Annotated in this window: 17 protein-coding genes; 5 read left to right on the forward strand and 12 right to left on the reverse strand. The window is 69.4% G+C overall.

Features of this window, described 5'->3' with window-relative positions; genetic code table 11:
* The first annotated feature begins 124 nt into the window (after positions 1 to 124).
* The 5 genes from ACFXKG_RS15060 to ACFXKG_RS15080 all read left to right on the forward strand — a co-directional run bounded on the left by ACFXKG_RS15060 (position 125) and on the right by ACFXKG_RS15080 (position 6832).
* Positions 125 to 1435, forward strand: a complete 1311-nt coding sequence (locus ACFXKG_RS15060) for an ABC transporter substrate-binding protein (RefSeq protein ID WP_384837748.1) — start codon at positions 125 to 127, stop codon at positions 1433 to 1435.
* 18 nt (positions 1436 to 1453) lie between these two features.
* Positions 1454 to 2380, forward strand: a complete 927-nt coding sequence (locus ACFXKG_RS15065) for a carbohydrate ABC transporter permease (RefSeq protein ID WP_384837751.1) — start codon at positions 1454 to 1456, stop codon at positions 2378 to 2380.
* Positions 2381 to 2421: 41 nt separating this feature from the next.
* Positions 2422 to 3243: a carbohydrate ABC transporter permease gene (locus tag ACFXKG_RS15070; protein WP_365812874.1), complete on the forward strand. Its 822-nt coding sequence runs from the start codon at positions 2422 to 2424 to the stop codon at positions 3241 to 3243.
* Complete coding sequence (locus ACFXKG_RS15075) at positions 3240 to 5711, forward strand: beta-glucosidase (RefSeq protein WP_384837754.1); 2472 nt, start codon at positions 3240 to 3242, stop codon at positions 5709 to 5711. Before ACFXKG_RS15070 ends, ACFXKG_RS15075 begins: the two co-directional genes overlap by 4 nt.
* 164 nt (positions 5712 to 5875) lie before the next feature.
* Positions 5876 to 6832 (forward strand): LysR family transcriptional regulator, encoded by a 957-nt coding sequence (locus tag ACFXKG_RS15080; RefSeq protein ID WP_384837757.1) that lies wholly within the window; start codon positions 5876 to 5878, stop codon positions 6830 to 6832.
* A 34-nt stretch (positions 6833 to 6866) separates the two neighbouring features.
* Here the strand turns inward: ACFXKG_RS15080 and ACFXKG_RS15085 are convergent, their stop codons facing one another.
* The 12 genes from ACFXKG_RS15085 to ACFXKG_RS15140 all read right to left on the reverse strand — a co-directional run bounded on the left by ACFXKG_RS15085 (position 6867) and on the right by ACFXKG_RS15140 (position 21044).
* Positions 6867 to 8129, reverse strand: a complete 1263-nt coding sequence (locus ACFXKG_RS15085; RefSeq protein WP_384837760.1) for a cation:proton antiporter — start codon at positions 8127 to 8129, stop codon at positions 6867 to 6869.
* 219 nt (positions 8130 to 8348) lie between these two features.
* Entirely contained in the window at positions 8349 to 9518 is a 1170-nt protein-coding gene (locus ACFXKG_RS15090) for an aminotransferase class I/II-fold pyridoxal phosphate-dependent enzyme (protein ID WP_384837763.1), read from the reverse strand.
* Positions 9519 to 9639: 121 nt separating this feature from the next.
* On the reverse strand, positions 9640 to 10260 hold the full coding sequence (locus ACFXKG_RS15095) for a flavin reductase family protein (RefSeq protein ID WP_384837766.1): 621 nt from the start codon (positions 10258 to 10260) through the stop codon (positions 9640 to 9642).
* Positions 10257 to 11852 (reverse strand): tryptophan halogenase family protein, encoded by a 1596-nt coding sequence (locus ACFXKG_RS15100; protein WP_384837769.1) that lies wholly within the window; start codon positions 11850 to 11852, stop codon positions 10257 to 10259. The genes ACFXKG_RS15095 and ACFXKG_RS15100 overlap by 4 nt, the downstream gene beginning before the upstream one ends.
* Positions 11853 to 11998: 146 nt before the next feature.
* Complete coding sequence (locus ACFXKG_RS15105) at positions 11999 to 13405, reverse strand: FAD-binding oxidoreductase (protein WP_384837772.1); 1407 nt, start codon at positions 13403 to 13405, stop codon at positions 11999 to 12001.
* Positions 13406 to 13532: 127 nt separating this feature from the next.
* The gene (locus ACFXKG_RS15110; RefSeq protein ID WP_384837775.1) at positions 13533 to 14213 is read right to left on the reverse strand and encodes a hypothetical protein; all 681 of its coding nucleotides are present in this window, start codon (positions 14211 to 14213) and stop codon (positions 13533 to 13535) included.
* Positions 14214 to 14245: 32 nt separating this feature from the next.
* Complete coding sequence (locus tag ACFXKG_RS15115) at positions 14246 to 14989, reverse strand: SDR family oxidoreductase (RefSeq protein WP_384837777.1); 744 nt, start codon at positions 14987 to 14989, stop codon at positions 14246 to 14248.
* A 29-nt stretch (positions 14990 to 15018) separates the two neighbouring features.
* The gene (locus tag ACFXKG_RS15120; RefSeq protein ID WP_384837780.1) at positions 15019 to 15750 is read right to left on the reverse strand and encodes a DUF6875 domain-containing protein; all 732 of its coding nucleotides are present in this window, start codon (positions 15748 to 15750) and stop codon (positions 15019 to 15021) included.
* A gap of 18 nt (positions 15751 to 15768) precedes the next feature.
* The gene (locus ACFXKG_RS15125) at positions 15769 to 16962 is read right to left on the reverse strand and encodes a cytochrome P450 (protein WP_384837783.1); all 1194 of its coding nucleotides are present in this window, start codon (positions 16960 to 16962) and stop codon (positions 15769 to 15771) included.
* A gap of 5 nt (positions 16963 to 16967) precedes the next feature.
* Positions 16968 to 17429, reverse strand: coding sequence for a PPC domain-containing DNA-binding protein (locus ACFXKG_RS15130; protein ID WP_365812853.1), 462 nt, complete (start codon positions 17427 to 17429; stop codon positions 16968 to 16970).
* 114 nt (positions 17430 to 17543) lie between these two features.
* The gene (gene asnB, locus ACFXKG_RS15135) at positions 17544 to 19361 is read right to left on the reverse strand and encodes an asparagine synthase (glutamine-hydrolyzing) (protein ID WP_384837787.1); all 1818 of its coding nucleotides are present in this window, start codon (positions 19359 to 19361) and stop codon (positions 17544 to 17546) included.
* A 1020-nt stretch (positions 19362 to 20381) separates the two neighbouring features.
* Positions 20382 to 21044, reverse strand: coding sequence for a response regulator (locus ACFXKG_RS15140; protein WP_384837790.1), 663 nt, complete (start codon positions 21042 to 21044; stop codon positions 20382 to 20384).
* Between the last annotated feature and the right edge of the window lie 191 nt (positions 21045 to 21235).

Raw genomic sequence — 21235 nt, forward strand, 5'->3', positions numbered from 1 at the left:
CGGTTTGGCTGAGCGCCGACCGCACTGTTGACCGCTTCGGAGAGGAGTCCTACGGTCACACGCCAGATACTTTCGGCAATGTGGCCGATACTTTCGAGAGGTCTAGAGGTCGACGATGAAGGCGATGAAGACTCGCACGACTCGCGCACGGTTCTCCCGGACCGTCGCCGGCTGCGCGGCGCTCCTCCTGAGCCTGGGCCTCACGGCCTGCGGCGGTGGCGGCAGCTCCTCGGGCGGTGGCGACGAGTTCCACGTACTCGTCTACGGCGACGCCACCAACAAGGTGGAGAAGCAGATCGTCGAGACGTTCAACAAGACCTCGAAGGTCAAGGCGGTCCTGGACACGGTCCCCGGCGCCGACTACCAGAAGAAGCTCCAGACCACCATCAGTACCCCGCAGGCGCCCGATGTCTTCTTCAACTGGGGCGGCGGTTCCATCCAGCCCTTCGTGAAGTCGGGCCTGCTGCTGCCGCTCGACGACCTGGTGGCGAAGGACCCGGGGCTCAAGTCGAACTTCCTGCCGTCCGTGTACGACACGGCGACGATCGACGGCAAGGCGTACGGCGTGCCCATGCGCGGCACCCAGCCGGTGCTGCTCTTCCACAACAAGAAGGTGCTCGCGGACGCGGGCGTCGAGGCGCCGAAGACCTGGGACGACCTGCTCGGCGCGGTCGCCCGGCTCAAGGCGAAGGGTGTCACGCCGATCGCGCTGGGCGGCGGGGACAAGTGGCCGACACTGATGTGGTTCGAGTACCTGTACGACCGGGTGGCGGGCCCGGGTCTCTTCAAGGAGGCGCTGGCCGGCGACAAGAGCGTCTGGGAGAGCCCGGAGAGCAAGCGGGCGCTGGCCATGCTGAAGGAGCTGGTCGACGCGGGCGCGTTCGGCACCAACTACGACTCGGTGAAGTTCACCGACGGCGGCTCCCCGGCCCTGGTGGCGGCCGGCAAGGCCGGCTTCGAGCTGATGGGCTCGTGGGTGTACTCGACCCAGCGGGACGTCAACCCGGAGTTCGCCAGGACCGGCCTGGGGTACACCGCCTTCCCGACGGTCGACGGCGGCAAGGGCGACCCGGCCGATGTCGTCGGCAACACCAACAACTTCTACTCGGTGCTGAAGAAGACCGAACACGCGGACGCGATAGCCGAGTTCCTGAAGCTCATGTACTCGGACGAGTTCGTCAAGGCGCAGCTCGCCATCGGCAACCTGCCGACCACCACGAACACCGAGAAGTTCCTGGACTCGACGGAGGACCCGGCGTACCTGAAGTACCAGTTCGACATGGTCAGCGAGGCGCCCTCGTTCCAGCTCTCGTGGAACCAGGCGTACCCGCCGGCGGCCGACGCCCCGATGATGCAGGCCGTCCAGGAGTTCTTCAACGGCTCGACGGACGCCGACGGCTTCGTCAAGGCCATGCAGGCCCTGTCCACCGACTGAGAGCGACGGACACCGGACATGACCGACACAGCCGACACGGCGGCGGCTCCCACCGGCCGGGGCCCCGCCGGACATACGGTGGCCCGGCCCGGGATCCTCTGGGCGCTGCCCGCCGCCGCCTTCTTCGCCCTGTTCGCGATGGTCCCGCTGGTGCTGGTCGCGGTCCTCTCGTTCGCCGAGTGGAACGGGCTCGAAGCGCCGCGCTTCGCGGGGGCCGACAACTGGACCGCGCTGCTCCACGACCCGGTGATGATCAAGAGCCTGTGGCTGAGCGTGCTGCTGACCGTGCTCGGGGTGGTCACCCAGACCCCGCTGGCGATCCTGCTCGGGGTCTGGGCCGCCGGGCCGCAGCGCAACCGGGCGGTGCTCTCCGCGGTCTTCTTCGTGCCGCTGCTGCTCTCCGCCACGGCGATCTCCGTCCTGTGGCGGGCGCTGCTCGACCCGAACTTCGGGGTGCCGGCGGAGCTGACGTGGCTCTTCGGCGACGGCAATCTGCTGGGCACCAGGACCGGGGCGATCTGTGTGCTCGTGTCCGTGGCGGCCTGGCAGTTCACCCCGTTCCACGCGCTGATCTACCAGGGCGCGGCGCGGGCCGTCCCGCCGGTGCTCTACCAGGCGGCGGCGATCGACGGGGCCGGACGCGTACGCCGGTTCTTCCACATCACGCTGCCGCAGCTCCGTAACTCGATCATCACGTCGGTGATCCTGATGGTGGTCGGCGGCCTCACCACCTTCGACACCGTGCTGATCCTGACCCAGGGCGGCCCCGGCACCGACACCAGCATCAGTGCCTACTACATGTACCAGAAGGGGTTCCGGGAGTTCGACTTCGGCCAGAGCGCGGCCATCGCGCTGCTGCTGGTCGTGGTCGCCACGGTGATCTCGCTGGTCATGGTGCGGATCTCGGGCTACGACAAGATGGCCGGCACCAAGGAGGGAATGTGACGGGCCGTTCCGTGAACGGAGGGCGGGTTTCGGGCCGTTCCGTGACGAAGGGGCGTCCTAACCATCTCGCGGGGCTGGGCGCCCTGCTGTGGCTCGGGCTGGTGGCGCTCCCGCTGTACGTGATGCTCGGGGCGACCGTCCAGAGCCGCGCCGAGTACAGCGCGAACGGCCCGCTCGCCTTTCCGCGCTCCTTCTCCCTCGACAACTACGCGCAGGACTTCTCCAACGGCTTCGGCCGCTACTTCCTCAACACGGTGGCCGTCACGGCGAGCGTGGTGGCGATCGTGCTGCTGCTGGTGCCCCCGCTGGCGTTCTCGATCGTACGGAACCGGGGGCGGGGCACCGTCCGGATCTTCCGGCTCTTCCTTCTCGGGCTCGCCATCCCCGCCCAGGCCGTGATCGTCCCGATGTTCTACGCGATCAGCAAGGCGGGCCTGTACGACAATCTCATCGGGGTCATTCTGCCGACCGCCGCGTTCTGTCTGCCCGTCTGCGCGCTGATCCTCACCGGGACGATGCGCGACATCACCGGCGACCTCTTCGAGGCGATGGCCATCGACGGGGCGAGCACGCGCCGGGTCTTCTTCCAGCTCGTCGTGCCGCTCTCCCGGGGCGGCATCGCGACGATCGTGGTGTTCTCCGCCCTCCAGGCGTGGAACGGCTTCCTCTTCCCGCTCGTGCTGACGCAGTCGGAGGAGACCAAGGTGCTCACCCTCGGGCTGTACAACTTCCAGACCGAGCACGGCGTCGACATCCCCGGTCTGCTGGCGGCCGTGGTGCTGTCCACGCTGCCCGTCCTGTTCGTCTACCTGTTCGCCCGCCGAGCCCTGGTCCAGGGGCTCATGGGGGTCGGAGGAAAGTGATCGACAACGTGAGCACCGAGACCACGGCCGTGCCCGGGTCCGCCCTCCTGTCCGAGGCGCGGGCCCGCCGCGTCGAGGAGCTGATCGCGGCCATGACCACGGAGGAGAAGCTGGCGCAGCTCTACGGGCTGTGGGCGGGCGCCTCCGCCGACGGCGCCGAAGTCGCCCCGCACCAGCACGACATGGACGCCCCGCCCGCCCTGGCCGAGCTGCTGCCGTACGGCCTCGGCCAGCTGACCCGGCCGTTCGGCACCGTACCGGTCGATCCCGCGCTGGGCGCCCTCTCCCTGATGCGTACGCAGGAGCGCGTCGTGGCGGCGAGCCGCTTCGGCGTGCCCGCCATGGCCCACGACGAGTGCCTCGCCGGTTTCGCCGCCTGGGGCGCCACCACGTACCCCGTCCCGCTCTCCTGGGGCGCGTCCTTCGACCCGGAGCTGGTCACGGAGATGGCGGGCGCGATCGGACGGGACATGCGCTCGGTCGGGCTGCACCAGGGGCTCGCGCCGGTGCTCGACGTGGTGCGCGACGCCCGCTGGGGGCGGGTCGAGGAGACCATCGGCGAGGACCCGTATCTGGTCGGCACCGTCGCCACGGCCTATGTGCGGGGCCTGGAGTCGGCGGGCATCGTGGCGACGCTGAAGCACTTCGCCGGGTACGCGGCCTCGCGCGGCGGACGCAATCTGGCCCCCGTGGGCATCGGCCCCAGGGAGCTGGCGGACGTGGTGCTGCCGCCGTTCGAGATGGCCGTGCGGGAGGGCGGCGTACGGTCCGTCATGTCCGCCTACAACGATCTCGACGGGGTGCCGTGCGCGGCGGACGAGCGGCTGCTGACCGGGCTCCTCAGGGACGTCTGGGGGTTCGGGGGCACCGTGGTCGCCGACTACTTCGGGATCGCCTTCCTGGCCACCCTGCACGGGGTGGCGGGCGACCGCGCGGAGGCCGCGACGGCCGCGCTCACGGCGGGCGTCGATGTCGAGCTGCCCACCGTCAACACGTTCGGACGGCCGCTGCGGGACGCGGTCGCCGGCGGGCGGCTGCCGGGCGAGGTGGTCGACCGCGCGGTACGCCGGGTCCTGACCCAGAAGGCCGGGCTCGGGCTGCTCGACCCGGGGTGGAGCGCCCGGCCGGCGGCCCTGGCCGGGCTGGAGCTCGACGGCATCGGCCCGGACGGCACGGAGCGGCTGCGCGGCACGGTCACCCTGGACTCCCCCGCGCACCGGGACATCTCCCGCCGGCTCGCGGAGCGTTCGGTGATCCTGCTGCGCAACGACGGGACGCTGCCGCTCGCCGGCCCGACCGAGGCTGGTTCCATGGGCGTTGGGCGCCCGGTGGCCGGGGCCGCGGGACCGGCGAGGATCGCGCTGATCGGCCCGCAGGCCGAGACCCGTACGGCCGTGCTGGGCTGCTACTCCTTCCCCGTCCATGTCGGCTCCCGGCATCCGGACACCCCCGTCGGCATTGAACTGCCCACGCTGTACGAGGCGTTGGCGGCGGAGTTCCCGCGGAGCGAGATCGTGACGGTGGCGGCCACCGGCATCGACGACCCCGTCGTCCCCGGCGCGGATCTCCCGGACGGCTTCGCGGAGGCGGTACGGGCGGTCCGCGCCGCGGATGTCGCCGTCCTCGCGCTCGGCGACCGCGCGGGACTCTTCGGGCGCGGCACCAGCGGGGAGGGGTGCGACGCCGAGACACTCGATCTGCCGGGCGCACAGGGCCTGTTGCTGGACACCGTGCTCGACGCGGCGCGGGCGGCCGGCACCCGGGTGGTGGTCACCCTGCTCGCCGGCCGGCCGTACGTCCTCGGCCGGGCGGTCACCGAGGCCGGGGCGATCGTGCAGGCGTTCTTCCCGGGGCAGGAGGGCACCCCGGCGGTGGCGGGCGTGCTCAGCGGCCGGATCAACCCCTCCGGCCGGCTCCCGGTGAGCGTCCCCCGGCTGGCGGGCGCGCAGCCGTCCACGTATCTCGCGGCGCCGCTGGCCCGCGCGAGCGACGTCTCCAGCATCGACCCGACACCGGCCTTCGGGTTCGGCCACGGGCTGACGTACACGTCGTTCACCTGGTCGGAGCTGGAGGTCACGACGGAGGGCGCGACCCTGCCCACGGACGGCGCGGCGGAGCTGGCGTTCACCGTCACCAACACGGGCGGGCGCGCGGGCGTCGAGGTGGTCCAGCTCTATCTGCACGACCCGGTCGCCTCGGTCGTCCAGCCCGCGCAGCGCCTGATCGGCTACGTACGGCTCCCGCTGGCGGCGGGCGAGCGGGCCGGGGTCGGCGTCACCGTACCCGCCGATCTGGCGTCGTTCACCGGGCGCGACGGGCGCCGGATCGTCGAACCGGGGGCGCTGGAGCTGCGGTTGGCGGCCTCCAGCACCGATGTGCGGCTGACCGCCGCGCTCACCCTGACCGGGCCCGTACGGTACGTCGACCACACCCGCGCCCTGCACGCCACGTTCACCGTCGGGACGTGAGACCGGCCACGGGAAAACGACGGGATGTGAAGATCCTGTAGCCGCCCGGGGGCCCAGCGGATAGCGTGACGGCACGTCGCCACGGATACGACGCACGCGGTGGAGCGCGGCGGACACGACGGACGCGCATCGGCTCGGGCGGCCGGGTGGGAGACAGATCAGATATGACGCCGACTCAGCTCCGGGCATACGCCGCGGTCGTCCGCCTGGGTTCGGTCAAGGGGGCCGCGGCCGATCTCTCGGTGTCCGAGGCCGCCGTCTCCATGCATGTCGCCCAGCTCCGCAAGGAGTTGGGCGACAAGCTGTTCGCCAGGACGGGCGCGGGCCTCGCGTTCACCCCCGGCGGGCTGCGGCTGGCCAGCCGGGCAACGGAGCTGCTGGGGCTCCAGGACCGGACCATCCTGGAGGTCAGCCAGGCCGGTTCGGGCCGCAGGCTGCTGCGCGTCGCCACGTCGAGCCTCTTCGCGGAGCACGCGGCGCCCGGTCTCATCGAGCTGTTCGCGGGCCGGGCCGACGACCTGGACGTCGAGTTGAGCGTGCACAGCCCGCAGCGGTTCGCCACCCTGCTGCGCAACCGCACCGTGGACGTGGCGATCGGCCCGCGCCCCGCGGTCGTGGACGACGGCATGAAGTGCACGCCGTTCCTCAACTACCAGATGGTGGGCGTCGTCGGACCGGACCACCCGCTCGCCGCCCGGCGTCCGGGACCGGGCGAACTGCGCCGCCAGACCTGGCTGCTCGGCCCGTCGGCCGCGGACCGCGCGGGCCTCGTCCCCTCCGTACTCCAGCAGCTCCAGGTGGACGAGGAGAACCAGCGGATCTTCCAGAGCCACGCGGCGGCCCTGGAGGAGGCGAAGCACGGCAAGGGAGTGGCGCTGGCGCTCTCCTTCTCCGTCACCCGGGCGCTCTCCGGCGGGGAACTCAAACAGCTCCTGAGCCCCGCGCTGCCCGCCAAGGGCTCCTGGAACGCCCTCGCCCTCCCGGGGCGTGACGCGCCGCCCGCGGCCGCCGAGTTGATGCGTTTCGTCACGACGCCGCGCGCCCTTCAGGCGATGCTGCGCGGGGAGGGTGTGACGGCGGGGAGGTTCCGCCCGGCGATCCATGTGACGCTGTGGAGCTGACGGGGCTCCCCGGTACGCCGGCGGGCTTGCGCGCTCAGCCGGGTGCGTTCTGCTTCTCCCTCGCCGCGGCGGAGGCGCCTTCCGGTGGGTTGGCGCCGACCAGGCGGTGTGCGCCGATCCGCTTCAGCAGCGGGCCGGTGAGGACGGTGGTCACCACGGCCATCACCACCATGATCGAGTAGAACTTCTGGTCGATCAGGGCCATTTCCAGGCCGACGGAGACGATGACGATCTCGGTGAGCCCGCGCGTGTTCATCAGGACGGACGCCGTCAGCGCCTGGCCGTGGTCCGCGCCGGCCAGGCGTCCGGCGGCGTAGACCCCGAGCGCCTTGGTGACGATGGCGACGGTGATGACCAGCACGAGGGTGAGGAGGACCCCACCGCCGAATCCGGCGAGGTCGACCTTCATGCCGGCGACGACGAAGTAGAGCGGCAGCAGCAGATAGCCGGTCTGCTGCATCTGGTTCACGACGAGGACGCGCAGCGACTCGGACATCGCGCGGGGCATGATCGCGCCGAAGGCGAACGCGCCGAAGATGAAGTGGATGCCGAGCCACTCGGTGGCGGCACTGGACAGCAGCACGCCGGCGATCAGCACGGGGAAGAGGACCGTGGCCTGCTTGTCGTTGTGTTCGGCGTACTGAACGGTCTTCTTGAGCGCGGGCCGGACCAGGAAGGCCATCGCCAGTACGTAGAGCGGCAGCAGCACGAAGCGCCACTCGCCGGTCGCGCCGGTGAACGCGATGACACCGGCCAGGCAGATCCAGGCGACGATGTCACCGATGGCCGCCGCGACGAGCACGATGGCGCCCGTCGCCGTACGGTTCAGCTCGCGGTCGGACAGGATGCGCGCCAGCACGGGGAAGGCCGTCACGGACATGGCCACACCGACGAAGAGCACGAAGCCGGTGTGACTCTCGGGCGCGTAGGTGGAGGCGAGCGGTATCGCCAGGGCGACTCCGCCCGCGAGCGGGAGCACGACCGAGCCCACCGCGATGCTCAGGGGGATGCGCTTGCGGCCGCGCAGCAGCGCCCCGTCCATCTCGTAACCGACGAGGAACATGAAGGTCGCGAGGCCGACGTTGGCCAGGCCGGAGAAGACGGGCTGCACACTCTCCGGGAAGATCTTCTCGCTCACGGTCGCCGACAGCACCATGGGGCTGACGAGGATGCCGGCGAGGATCTCTCCCACGACGGCGGGCTGTCCGATCCGTCGGAGTGCGGCTCCCAGCAGTTTGGCTGCGGTGATGGCGAGTGTCAGCGCCAGGAAGAAGTCTGATACGGCGTTACCAGTCATCAGTATCGGCCTCTGGTGGGGGGCCGGGCGTGTCGCGGCCGGCCGGGCACGGTGGGTGGACCGGTGGGCCTGCTGTGACCGCAGGCCCACCGCGGTGTGTTCAACACGCGTGCTGCACAGGGGTGGTGCGTGGGACCGCGTGACGGGCGGGCAGTGTGTCCGGCGCCGGTGGTCGCCTCACCCGTGACGCCTCACCCGTGACGCCTCACCCGTGACGCCTCACACCGACAGGAAGTCCTTCGCGGCGATCAGCACGCGCCGGTGGGCCTCCTCGGTCCCCACGGAGATCCGGACACCGTCGCCGGAGTACGACCTGACCCGCACTCCGGCCCGCAGCGCCGCGGCGGCGAAGCGGTCCGAGTCCGGTCCGAGGGGAAGCCAGACGAAGTTGGCCGACGACGGCAGCGGCACCAGCCCCTGCGCGCCGAGATCCGACCGGAGGTCCGCGCGCATGCGCCGTACCGTAGCCAGCCGTTCGGCCAGGTCGCTCCCCTGGGCCAGCGAGATCACGGCCGCCCGCTCGCCGGAGCGTGTGACGGAGAAGGGGATGACCGTCTTACGGGCGCGCACGGCGATCTCCGACGAGGCGAAGGCGTAGCCGACCCGCAGCCCCGCCAGGCCGTACGCCTTGGAGAACGTCCGCAGCAGAACGACGTTCGGGTACTCCCGGATCAGGCCGAGGTCGTGCGGATCCTCCTCCTCGTCGAACTCCATGTACGCCTGGTCGAGAATGGCGACCACGTGGGACGGGAGGCTGTCCAGGAACCCCAGCAGATCACCCGTGGGGATCCGGCGGCCGGTGGGGTTGTGCGGGGAGCACAGGATGACCGCCCTTGTACGGGGGTTCACCCGCTCCAGCAGCCCCGCCAGGTCGTGCTCACCGGTGGTGGTGAGCGGTACCGGTACCCCCTTGGCGCCGGTGACGGCGATCAGCAGGGGGTAGGCGTCGAAGCCCGGCCAGGCGTGGAGGACTTCGTCGCCGCGGCCGGCCAGGACCAGGAGCAGTTGCTGGAGGACGCCGCCGCTGCCGGGGCCGACCACCGTCTCCTCGGTCTCGGCGCCGAAGTGCCGGGCCAGTGTGGTCTTGAGTACGCGGGCGGTGGGGTCGGGGTACAGATTGACCTGGAGGCTGCTCCGGCGCAGCGAGTCCACCACCGCCGGCAGCGGTGGCAGCATGAGTTCGTTGTTGGAGAGGTCCAGGATGTCCTCGGCCCTGCCGGGTTCCGTCGCCTCCGTCGCCTCTGTTCCCTGCGTCGCCTCCGTTCCCAGCGTCGCTTCCGTTCCCTGCGTCGCCTCCGTCGCCTCCGTCCCTTCCGTGGCGCGGTAGGCGGAGAACCTGTCCAGCTCGGACGTCCTGAAGGATGGCTGCGTGACTTGGCGTGCCGTCATCAGTGCCCTGTTTCTGTGAGTAGCGGTTTCGGTCCCGGACCGGGGCCGTGAGACGTGCCGCGGGGAAGGGCGGGGGCTCACGGCCCCGGTTCACACCGGTGTCGGGCGGTTCACGCCGGGTTCAGCCGCGGCTGCTCCGAGCCCCGTAGGCAGGCTCCGAGCCCTGCCGCGCGGGCTCCGAACCCTGTAGCGCGGGCTCCGAGCCCTGCCGCGCGGGCCGCGGTCCGACGCCTCCGTCCAACGGCAGCGGCCAGGCGGCGAAGGAGCGCAGGCCGTACAGCAACGGGGTGCCGTCGGTCTGGGCGATTCTCGCGACCTCACCGAAGACCACGGTGTGATCGCCCACCTCCTGGGTGCCGCTGACCCGGCACTCCGCCACCGCGAACGCGTCCTTGGACAGCCATGGCAGACCCGACCGGCACTGCTTCCACTGCACGCGCGAGAAGCGGTTCGGGTCGGGGCCCGAGAACACCTCCGCCGCGTGCCGTCCACCGTCGTGCAGCAGGTTGACGGCGAACCCGCGGGTGGCCGAGACCGCGTCCAGGGTGGCGCTGCCGTTGCGCAGGCAGACCAGCAGCGTCGGCGGGGACAGGGTGGCGCTGGTGACCGACGAGCAGGTCATGCCGCGCGGCACACCCTGGGCGTCGAGGCTGGTCACCACCGCGATCCCGGTGGGGAAGGCGCTCATCAGATCGCGGTAGTGCTGCTGCGCGGTCGTCACGCCGCCCGCCGCACCCGTCACGACGCACCGTGCAACTGACGCAGCAGGTCGTAGGTCGACGGCAGCGACTCGACCAGGGTGTCCTGCTTGCGCTTGACGTCGGCGAACAGCAACTCGGCCTCCGCGATCGACTGCGGCTTGTAGGCGAGCGCCGGCAGCGGGTTGCGCGGCATCAGGCCCAGCCCGGCGAAGATGCAGTAGTAGCTGCCGTTGGTCCAGAAGTTCCGGAACTCGGCCTCGAAGTTGCCGTAGTAGGTCCCCTCGTCGGTGACCGGCAGGTTGACCGGGAGCCCGGCCCGGTACGTCTCGACCTTGTCCTTGATGGAGTCGGCCAGCTTCAGTTCCTTGTTCGCCTGCCAGAACGGCGTGTCGACGCGCGGCGAGAAGTAGTAGTGCGCCTGGAGGAAGTCCCGGGTGTCGTCGAACATCTCCTCGATCTCCCGGTTGAACCGGTCGACGAGCACCTTGTCGAAGGTCTTGTCGGGGAAGTGCTTGGCCAGCATGTGGATGGCCGCGTAGATGAAGTAGATGCCGCTGGACTCCAGCGGCTCCACGAAGCACGACGCGAGGCCGACGCTGACGCAGTTGCGCACCCAGGCCCTGCGGTTGCGGCCGACCCGGAAGCGGACGTGGTTGAACTCGGTGTTGTCCGGGTCGAGGCCCCACAGCTTCGAGAAGGCCAGGGTGGCCTCGTCCTGGGTGGCGAAGTGGTTGGAGTAGACATGACCGCTGCCGAACCGGCCCAGCATGGGGATCTTCCAGGTCCAGCCGGCCTCCATGGCGATCGAGGAGGTGTACGGCTCGACACCGTTCTTCTCGTCGTCGTGCGGTACGGCCGTGGCGACGGCGCTGTTGCACAGGAGGTGGTCGCTCATGTCGATGAACGGCTCCTCCATGGCCTTGTTGATCAGCAGCCCGCGGAAGCCGGAGCAGTCGACGAAGAGGTCACCGTGCAGGAGCCGCCCCGACTTGGTGCGCAGGGCGGTGATGAAGCCCCGTTCGTCGGTGAGGACCTCGGTCATCTCGTCCTCGACGTGTTCGACCGCCTGCTTGGTGACGGCGAAGTTGCGCAGGAACGCGGCGACCTTGCTGGCGTCGAAGTGCCAGGCGTAGTTGGTCGCCCGCCGCATGTCGAGGAAGCGGGGCGCCTTCTTGGCGTTCATGATCGCGGTGTCGGCGAAACACGCCTCGTCGAAGTTCTCGTCGGTCTCGCCCTGGAGCCGCTTGGCCGCCCAGTAGTGGGACAGCGGTATCTGGTCTGCGGACGGCAGCAGTCCGAAGGGGTGGTGGAAGGTGTCGGTGTGACCGTCGTCGAGCGTCCGGGCATCGGGACTGCCCTCGCCCGGTGTACGCCAGTTGATGAACTTCACCGCCATCTTGTAACTGGCGTTGCACTCGCGCATCCACTCCTCCTCGGGGATGCCGAGGTAGTCGAAGAACGCGCGCTGCAGGTTGGGGACGGTGGCTTCGCCCACACCGATCCGCGGGATGGTGGGCGCCTCCAGGACCACGATCTTCACCGTGTTCTGCAGCGCCTTGCCGAGATACGCCGCAGTCATCCAGCCGGCGGTGCCGCCGCCCAGGATCACGACTGTCTTGATTCGATTGTCCACGTTGTTCTCCTTCAGAGATTCGAGCAAAGTGGGCTTTTCGGTGGTCCGGGCACGCCGCTTCTGCCTCTTGAGGGAGGCGGGTTCTTCGGAAGGGCGAGTTCTCGGGGCCCCGCGGGCGCCTCGGTGGGCGCCCGCGGGTGACGGCGTCAGGCGGAGAGAAGTCCGCGGGCGCGCAGGTCTTCGACGACCGTGTCGGTCAGGCCCGCGGCGCGGGCCTCGGGGAGGGTGAGGGATCCCGGGATGCTCTGTTCGAAGGCGAAGACGTTGTCGGGGTCGTACCGCCTCTTCACGTCCATCAGCCGCGGGAGGCTCCCCCCGTAGTAGGCGTGCAGCCAGTTCCCCAGATCGCGGTCCGGGCTGTTGACGTAGGCTCCGCCCGTCATGAAGGCGTCCATCTCCTCGCGGACGCCGGACAGCCAGCCGAGGTGTTCCCGGTCGTGTTCCGCCCCCTGCCAGTGGCCGAGGTACTCGACGCAGATGGACGCGTCGCGGTGGGCGAACGCCGAGCTGTCCGGCGACACACTGCCGAGCACCTCGCCGCCGAGCCCGTAGAGCCCCGTCTTGACCCCGGTCGGTGCGTCCTTGTGCCAGCGCTCCAGGGTCTTCAGTGCGTCGGCGTCGAGCGGTCCCGCCGAGAGCGCGGGCACGAACTTGGCTCGTATGGAGGGGACTTGCTCACTGAACGTCCCCACGCACTCCATGTAGGGCATGGTGCGTACGAAGGAGTCACGCGGCGGGAACTTCTCGACCAGCGGCTGGAGGATCGACTTCAGCTCGTCGGCCGAACCCTCGAACAGGCCGACCGTCATGACCGTACCGACGGTACTGGAGAAGACGTTGAACCGGGCGTTGACCCGGGAGTCCGCCGAGAGGAGCCAGTGCTGCCAGGCGTCGAGCACCGCCATGCCGCCCTGCCAGTCCCACTCCAGCTTGAAGATCGTCACGTCGGAGATGGGCCGCATCTCGAAGGTGTACGAGGTGGCGATCCCGTAGTTGCCGCCGCCGCCTCCCTTGCAGGCCCAGAAGAGATCCGGGTGGTGGTCCGCGTCGACCTGGAGCCTCTCCCCCCGCGCGTCGACCACGGTGAGGCCCACCAGGTTGTCGATGAGCAGGCCCCGCGAGCGGACGAGCATGCCGATGCCGCCGCCGAGCACGTGCCCGCCGATCCTGATGTCCGGGCAGACCCCGGCAGGGATGGTGCCGCCCACGGACCAGAGGTTCGCGTACACCTCACCGAGCATGACACCGGGGCTGATGACGGCCCGGGTCCGGTCGTTGTTCACGGCGATCGAGCCGAGCTTCGACAGGTCGATGATGATGCCGTCGTCGACCGTGCAGAAACCCTCGCTGTTGTGACCGCCGGAGCGGATACGGAACGGGACCTCGTTGTCCCGCGCGTATCCCAGCGCGGCCGCCGCCTCCGCTTCGTCGCGCGGGTACATGATGGCGCGGGGCCGGCAGTCGAAGCGGTTGTTCCAGATGCGTCGTGCCCGTTCGTAGTCCGGGTCGGCCGGCGAGACCACCGTGCCGGCGTTCCGGGGATACCTGTCCATTCGTCGTCCTCCACCTTCGGCCAGCCTGGGAGTTCCGGTGCGTCACAGCACCTGGCACGTCACGGCATGCGTCGTGCCACGGCATGCGTCACGTCATGGCACCTGGCACGTCATGGCACCTGGCACGTCACTCGGAGCCGACGTGGCCGTGTGCGAAGTGCCTGACGGTGACCTTCCTGGCCCGCCCCGACGGATCGTCGAGGGCGGGCGGACGCCACGCGGCGTACGTATGGGTGATACCGCCGCCCCGGCTCTCCAGGTAGCAGATGATGTTGAGCGGCCAGCCCGCGTTACGGAAGAGGTACTCGTCCATCCGGCTGGGGTTCTCGCTCAGGTTCTCCGTGCCCCGTTCGTGCGCGGGCCCGATGCGGTGCCAGTCCGGGTGCATATGGACCGATCCGAGCATCTCCAGACCGGCGTTCTCGAACTCCCGGACAATCTTGAGGAGTTCACGCGAGTCGCACCAGAACCCGCGCTCGCCGTCGTCGTACTGCTTGCCGAACTGGGGGACGATGTTCTCCTTGAACTCCTCCAGGGGGACGGACTCGACGGCCCGGACGTTGGTGGCGAAGGCGACCTGCTTCACGATCATCGCGTCGCCCTCGAACGTGCCGCCCAGCAGTCCGAAGCTGTTGGGCCGGTGCAGCCGCGAACCGGCCGCCTTCACCGACGCCAGACCGAGGCTGTACTGCTCTATCGCGTCCTCGACGAAGGGCGCGAAGGTCTCGGTGTCGATGACCACCACGTCGATGTTCTCCAGGAATCCACCGGGGTCGCTCTCGCCCAGCGGGACCGTGCTCTCCAGCATTGTGGTGCTCCTCTCCGGGAATGACGGGGACGTCACACGATTCCGCCGTTGGCGTGCAGCACCTGCCCGTTGATCCAGCCGCCCTGCTCGCCGAGCAGGAAGTCCACCACCGCCGCGATGTCGTCCGGCCGGCCGATCCTGCCCAGCGGGATCTGCCCGGCCAGCGCCTCGATCGCCTCCGGCGGCCGGCCGCTGAGGAACAGTTCGGTGCCGGTGGGTCCCGGGGCGATCGCGTTGACCGTGATGTCCCGGCCGGCCAGTTCCTTGGCCAGCTGCCGCGTCAGCACCTCGACGGCGGCCTTGGAGGCGTTGTAGACCGCCTGGCCGGGCGCCCCCAGGGCCAGAGCGGAGCTGGAGAAGGTGATGATCCGTCCGCCCGTGCGGACCCGGGTCGCCGCCGCCCGCAGCATGTGGAACGTGCCGCGGAAGTTGACGTCCACGACCCGGCGGAAGTCGTCGTCGTCGGTGGCCGCGAGGGGGCCGCGCCGCGCGGCGTGGGCACCCGCGCAGGTGACAACGATGTCCACCCCGCCGAAGGCCTGTTCCGCCTCGTCGAAGAGGCGCACGGCACCGTCCGGTTCCGCGATGTCGGCGAGCACGGCCTTCGCCTGTCCGGCTCCGGGACCACTCCCGGTTCCGGCTCCGGCTCCGGAGATCTCCCCCACCAGCTTCTCGGCGGCCACGGTGTCATGGGCGAAGCCGATGACCACATCCATGCCGGCGGCCGCGAGGTGCCGGGAGATCTCCGCCCCGATGCCGCGGCTGCCACCGGCCACGATCGCCACCGTACGTGGCGTGGCGGCCGTCACTTGTCCGACTCCGCACGGACGCGCAGCTCACCGATGGCCGCCCGGCCCTTCTCCGACCAGCGGGACTCCTCCGCGTCCTCGAACCGCTGTCCGTACGACTCCAGGAACTTGATGCGGTCGGGCACGGGATCGTCGACCCGGTTCAGGAACGGCAGGTCGGAGTCGACCATGTGCCGGATGGCCAGCAGCGGAATCGGACTGCGCAGCGGCCGGAACCCCGGGTTGTGGAGCCCGCCCTGCTCGCTGCGCGGGTGGAACTTCCCGATCATGAGACCGGAGGCGACGAACTCCGCCTTCAGCCTGCGGTGTGTTTCGTCCACCACCTCGGCCGCGTCCTCCTCGCTCACATCGGGGAGGATCACCATGATCGCCTTGTCGATGGCCTCCTGCCCCGACCGGGGTTCCATGTCGAGGATGGTCTGCCGGTACGAGGCGATGATCCCGTCGATCTCGGCCTCGGTGCGGTTCGCCGTGTGCAGGACGACGAACGAGACCCGGTTCATGGCCAGGGCACGCGGAATGAAGGGACAGACCGAACCGCCCCGCCCGAGATCGGGATGCGGCTTCGAAAGGAACTCCGTACACCAGTCGGCGATGGTCCGGATGAACGGCAGATCCTCCGTGATGCGGGCCAGGTCCTCCGGGCGGTAGAGCACGGGGCTCCCGTCCGGCACGGAACTCTTCTCCGCAGAACTCTTCTCTTCGGAACTCTTCTCTTCGGAACTCATATCGACCTCACCTCCGGTTCACCAGGTAATCGGGAGCTCCGCGATGGCATGCGTCATCATGTCCGGCTTCCAGACGATCTCCTCGGCGGGCACCGCCAGCCGCAGATCCGGGAAGGTGCGCACGATCACGTCGTACGCCTCCTGGAGCTGCACCCGCGCGAGATACGCGCCGATGCAGTAGTGCGCGCCCTTCCCGAAAGCGATGTGCGCGTTGTCCACCCGGTGGATGTCGAACCGGTCGGGGTCCGCGAACTTCTTCGTGTCGCGGTGCGCCGAGGAGATGAGCGGCATGACCCCCTCACCGCGGCGGATCTGACCGGACGGCAGGTCGACGTCCTGCGTCGCGACACGGAGGAAGCCCACATCGGCGGGGAAGTCGTGCCGGAGCACCTCCTCGACCGCCGCGGGCACCAGCGACGGATCCGCCACGAGCTGCGCGTACTGCTCGGGGTGGCGCAGCAGCGTGAAGATCCCGCGCCCGATCGACGTCATGGTGGTCTCGTGCCCGGCGAGCAGCAGCGAGCGCGCGGTGTCGCACAGCTCCGCCTCGCTCAGCCGGTCGCCGTCCTCGGTCGCCTGGATCATGGCGTCGAGGAGATCCGTTCCCGGTTCCCTGCGGTGCTGCTCGATGAGGTCGACCAGGTACGCGAAGAACTCCTCGCGCCCCGTGACGCGCTCGTCCGCCATGTCGGGCGTGATGCTCATGGCCACGTACGACCAGTGGCGGAACTGGGCGAGATCGCTGTCGGCGACCCCGAGCACCCCCGCGATCACCCGCATGGGCAGCGGTTCGGCGAGGCCGGCCATCAGGTCGGCGGGGCCCGGGGCGGTGGCCGCCATGTCGTCGACGAGTTCCTGGACGATCTCGCGGATGCGCGGCCGCAGCTTCTCGATGTTCCGCACGGTGAACGCGCGGCTGAGGAGGCGGCGGACCCGGGTGTGCCGCGGCGGGTCCATGTTGATGAGCGTGTCGCGGTCGTCGGACATGTCCGCGCCGGACTGCAGCCGGGGGCATCCGGGCTTGCTCAGGTCGCGGCTGAACCGCGGGTCGGTCAGGACGGCCTCGACGTCGTCGAAGCGCACCGCGAGCCGTACGGCGTCACCGCTGGGCAGGGTGACCTGCCCGAGTGGATCGGACTCACGCCGCCAGGCGCAGCTCTGCGGAATCGCGCCGAGCGGCTCTTCGGGAAAGGGAAAGAATTCAGCGGACATGGCTCTCAGCTTTCGAAGGTGAGCAGGGGCACGTCGTACAGCTCGGTCTTCACCGGACGACGCATGTGCGGGGAGGCGACCTCGACGATCAGCATCTCGGTCAGGTACTGGACCGTGGCCGATATCAGATGACTGGAATAGGCGAGGGCCGACTGCTGCTTCAGTCCGACCGTGACATGCACGTGCGGCACGACGATGTCCCGGTCGGGGTCGTAGGAGAAGGTGCCGCTGCCGACGGCCTCGACCTTCTCCAGGTATACGGGGAGGCGGACGGGGGCTTCCGGGTCCTCGACCCGGTCGCACGTTCCCGCGATCTCGGTCTCGGCGAAAGCCGCGAGGAACATCGGGATGTAACCCTGCCGGACATCGTTTTCCTTGCAGAAGTCGGCCAGCGTCTGGAAGAAATCCTCCTTGTGGTCGAAATTGAGTCCGAAGGACCTTCCGATCGTGAGCTCGCTGCTGCGCATGCTGAAACCACTCCCGTCGTACGTGTGGGCAGGGAAAATGCGGAGGGAAGGAGGAAAGGCGAAGAGGGAAGCGAGGAGAGAGGAGAAGGGAAGGAGAGTCCGGCGCGCGGGGCGTCAGACGTCGACGCGCAGCTCCTGGGACTCCAGCCAGGAGTTCAGGTCGAGCACCATCTCCAGGCTGATGCGCGTCACCGTGGACGCGGTGTCCTCGACCGGCGACTTGAGGAGGGTCCGTACGGCCTCACCGTCCAGCAGCGGCAGTACGGGGGCGGTCCCGTCCGCGATCAGGTCGCTGAGCGTGCCGCGCAGCGCCTTCCCGTACGCGGGGTCCTGGGTGGCGGGGTACGGGCTCTTGCGCCGCTCCAGGATCGACGCCGGTACGAGGTCGGAGACCGCGGCGCGCAGCAGGCTCTTCTCGCGTCCGTCGAAGGTCTTGAAGGCCCAGGGCGTGTTGAAGACGTACTCCACCAGCCGGTGGTCGCAGAACGGCACCCGGACCTCCAGGCCGTGCGCCATGCTCAGCCGGTCCTTGCGGTCGAGCAGCATGTTCACGAAGCGGGTGAGGTGGAGGTAGGAGACCTCCCTCATCCGGCGCTCGCGGGCGCTGACCATCGGCAGGTACGGCACCTCGGCCAGCGCGTCGCTGTACCGGTCCCGCTCGTACGCGAGGACGTCGAGCTTTTTGCGCAGCTCGGGGTCGAAGAGGTCCTCGGGCCGCTGCTTCTGCATCATGAAGACGAGCCAGGGGAAGGTGCCGGAATCCACCGCCTTCGGCAGGTGGAACCAGGCGTACCCGCCGAAGACCTCGTCCGCGGACTCCCCTGACAGCGCGACGGTCGAGTGTCCCTGGATCGCGCGGAACAGCATGTACAGCGAGGTGTTCATGTCGCCGCTGAACTGGGGGTATTCCCAGGCGTCCATCACACTGGCGCGCAGCCGTGGATCGGTGAGCTCGGTGGTGTCGAGTGTGATGTCGGTGTGATCGGGGCGCAGGTGTGCCACCGCGTCGCGTACGAAGGGCCCGTCGGCGCTGCCGCGCATCTCGTCGGGCTGGAAGTGGTCGGCGTAGCCGGCGAAGTCGACGGCGAACGACCGGGTGTCCCCGTGTTTCAGGGCCAGGGCGGTGAGCGCGCTCGAATCGAGGCCGCCCGACAGCAGGCTGCACAGCGGGACGTCCGAGACGAGCTGCCGCTCGACGATGTCCTCCAGGAGTTCGCGCACCGTACGGACCGTCGTGTCCAGGTCGTCGGTGTGTTCCTGGGCCGTGAGCCGCCAGTACTGCCGCTTGGTCAGGCCCTGGCGCCGTACCTTCACCACTTGTCCCGCGCGCACTTCGTGCATGCCCTTGTAGAGGGAGAGCCCGGGCGTCTGCGTGATGGTGAAGATCTCCCGCAGTCCGTCGGCGTCCACGGCCCGGTCGGCCTGCGGATGGGCGAGGATGGCCTTCGGTTCGGATCCGAAGAGCACACCGCCGCCGGGGAGCGGGTAGTAGAAGAGCGGCTTGACACCCATCCTGTCGCGGATGAGCAGGAGTTCCTCGCGCCGGACGTCCCACAGCGCGAAGGCGTAGATCCCGTTGAGCTTGTCGGCGAGGTCCTCGCCCCACTCCAGGTAGCCGCGCAGGACGACCTCGGTGTCGCTGTGGGTGCGGAAGCGGTGTCCTCTCGCCTCCAACTGAACCCTTAGTTCACGGAAGTTGTAGACTTCGCCACTGTAGGTGAGGACGGCCACGTCATCCGCGGCCATCGGCTGGCGGCCCCCTTCGACATCGATGACCGCGAGCCGGCGGTGGCCGAGCGCCGCATGGGGAGAAAGCCAGATACCGGTGTCGTCCGGCCCTCGTAAGGCCATGGTGTCCGTCATGGCCAGCACTGTCGGCCGCTCTCCGGTCAGGTCGCGGTTGAAATCTACCCAGCCTGCGATACCGCACATATGGCTTCCCATTCTCGGTTCGATCGCTTCGACCCCGACCCCACCGGTACGCCAGGCCCCGGTCCCGGCAAATCGGCATGCCAAGGCCGTCTGTGAGAGATGGGCGCACGTCGGTAAGGCCGGAACGCGGGACAACGCGGGACTACGGATTCAGGGTCTCTACGGAGTGGTCTGTGCCGGGGTCAGCAGAGGTCAGCAGTAAGGGTCAGATTGAAACAATTACCCGATGACGCGCCGGAAAGGGCGGCGGGTTGGATTCGGCGGAAGGGGTGCTCGATGACAGTGGGCCTGCAGATCCGATGTCTTTCAGAGGTATATGGTCGCGCATCCGTGGGGTGAATGCGGAGATTCGCTCTGTGCAAGCGGCCGGCGAGAGCAAACACCGGCCGAGGTGCTTGGTGACGGTCAATCACATGAATACGGTCAAGCACTGCGTCGGGGCCAGATCCTGCCATGGCCTCTTCTCGTGGTCCAGACCGGCTTCTTAGTGCCTGTGCATTCCAGCCTCACCGCGTGACGAACCGGCCATGAGCCACTGCCCGTTCGGCCACAGTCAGGCCACTCGAAAGCCTTGTCCGGGCCACCGGCGGTCCATTGGACACGGAGCGCCGGCCAGTGGGCGAACACCCGCAGAAACGATTCTCCTACCGGCCCGCACTGCTTCGGAGCCCTGACACGCGGCGTCGCACCGAGGGCGGGCACGGTGTGAGGATCGGTCGGTCCCCGTGGCCATCCGGGCTCGTCCTGGTTGGCCGAATAGAGCTCATTTCATACGCCGTTAATACTCCGAGAGGCATTCCGCGCGACGGGGAAAGAGCTCCGGAAACACTCGGTGGCGATTCGGCGTCTTTCGCGCGAACTGCACCTTTGACCAGTTTGTTTGCCCTTGAGGACAGCCGGTGTGCCCTCTGACGTCTTGATGGACACAACAGCCGGGAACGCGCCAGGAATTCCGTCCGGCGGAGGCAGGAAGCAGCCACCGCGACCGGACGGCGCCGGCGCGGTATCAGCGCCTGGAGGTCACACCCCGTCCGGGTGCATTCCGGCGTCGCGGGCGAGCAGCGCCGCCTGTACCCGGTTCTCGCACCCGAGCTTGGTCAGGATGCGGCTCACGTAGGTCTTCACGGTGGCTTCGCTCATGTGCAGCCGCCTGCCCGCGTCCGCGTTGGAGAGGCCCTCGCCGAGCAGCGCGAGCACGTCGCGCTCCCGGGCCGACAGCCGGTCGACGCGCTGTCTGGCCTCGTCGGCGCGGGTGGTGGCCCCCGGGGAGGCGAGGGCGTCCACCACGTGCCGGGTGGCCGCGGGCGAGAGATAGGCGTTCCCGGCCGCCGCCGCCCGCACCGCGTGGATCAGTTCGTCGGGGGCGGAGTCCTTGAGCAGGAAGCCGACGCCGCCGTGGCCGAGCGCGCGCAGCACGTTGTCCCGCTCGCCGAAGGTGGTGAGGATCAGCACCCGCACGTCCGGCACGGCGCGGCGCAGCTCGGTGAGGGCCGCCAGTCCGTCCATCACCGGCATCTGAATGTCCAGCAGGGCCACGTCCACGGCGGTGCCCCGGGCGGTCTCCACCGCTTCACGGCCGTCACCCGCCTCGGCGACGACGTCGATGTCGTCGGCCGAGGTGAGGATCATCCTGATGCCGGCCCGGATGAGCGGCTCGTCGTCGGCGACGAGGACCCGGATCACACAGCCTCCTGCGCGGTGTCGGTCATGGAGCGGATGGCGTGGCCCCGCCATCATGCCCTGACCCGATCGGGTACGCCGCACCGAGGTCCTGCGCCACCCTCCTTACGTCACGCGGAGGTTGTGCGGCACCGACCGTACGTCACGCGGAAGCCGGTCCGCACCGGCCGTACGCAACGCGGAGGCCGGTCCGC

It is taken from the genome of Streptomyces sp. NPDC059255 (assembly GCF_042752355.1).
Classification (GTDB): Bacteria; Actinomycetota; Actinomycetes; order Streptomycetales; family Streptomycetaceae; genus Streptomyces.

What these genes read in the sequence shown, in the direction of transcription:
- ACFXKG_RS15060 (WP_384837748.1), top strand. Translation starts at nt 125, where the DNA reads ATGAAGACTCGCACGACTCGCGCACGGTTCTCCCGGACCGTCGCCGGC.
- ACFXKG_RS15065 (WP_384837751.1), top strand. Translation starts at nt 1,454, where the DNA reads ATGACCGACACAGCCGACACGGCGGCGGCTCCCACCGGCCGGGGCCCC.
- ACFXKG_RS15080 (WP_384837757.1), top strand. Translation starts at nt 5,876, where the DNA reads ATGACGCCGACTCAGCTCCGGGCATACGCCGCGGTCGTCCGCCTGGGT.
- ACFXKG_RS15085 (WP_384837760.1), bottom strand. Translation starts at nt 8,129, where the DNA reads ATGACTGGTAACGCCGTATCAGACTTCTTCCTGGCGCTGACACTCGCC.
- ACFXKG_RS15090 (WP_384837763.1), bottom strand. Translation starts at nt 9,518, where the DNA reads ATGACGGCACGCCAAGTCACGCAGCCATCCTTCAGGACGTCCGAGCTG.
- ACFXKG_RS15105 (WP_384837772.1), bottom strand. Translation starts at nt 13,405, where the DNA reads ATGGACAGGTATCCCCGGAACGCCGGCACGGTGGTCTCGCCGGCCGAC.
- ACFXKG_RS15110 (WP_384837775.1), bottom strand. Translation starts at nt 14,213, where the DNA reads ATGCTGGAGAGCACGGTCCCGCTGGGCGAGAGCGACCCCGGTGGATTC.
- ACFXKG_RS15120 (WP_384837780.1), bottom strand. Translation starts at nt 15,750, where the DNA reads ATGAGTTCCGAAGAGAAGAGTTCCGAAGAGAAGAGTTCTGCGGAGAAG.
- ACFXKG_RS15125 (WP_384837783.1), bottom strand. Translation starts at nt 16,962, where the DNA reads ATGTCCGCTGAATTCTTTCCCTTTCCCGAAGAGCCGCTCGGCGCGATT.
- ACFXKG_RS15130 (WP_365812853.1), bottom strand. Translation starts at nt 17,429, where the DNA reads ATGCGCAGCAGCGAGCTCACGATCGGAAGGTCCTTCGGACTCAATTTC.
- asnB (WP_384837787.1), bottom strand. Translation starts at nt 19,361, where the DNA reads ATGTGCGGTATCGCAGGCTGGGTAGATTTCAACCGCGACCTGACCGGA.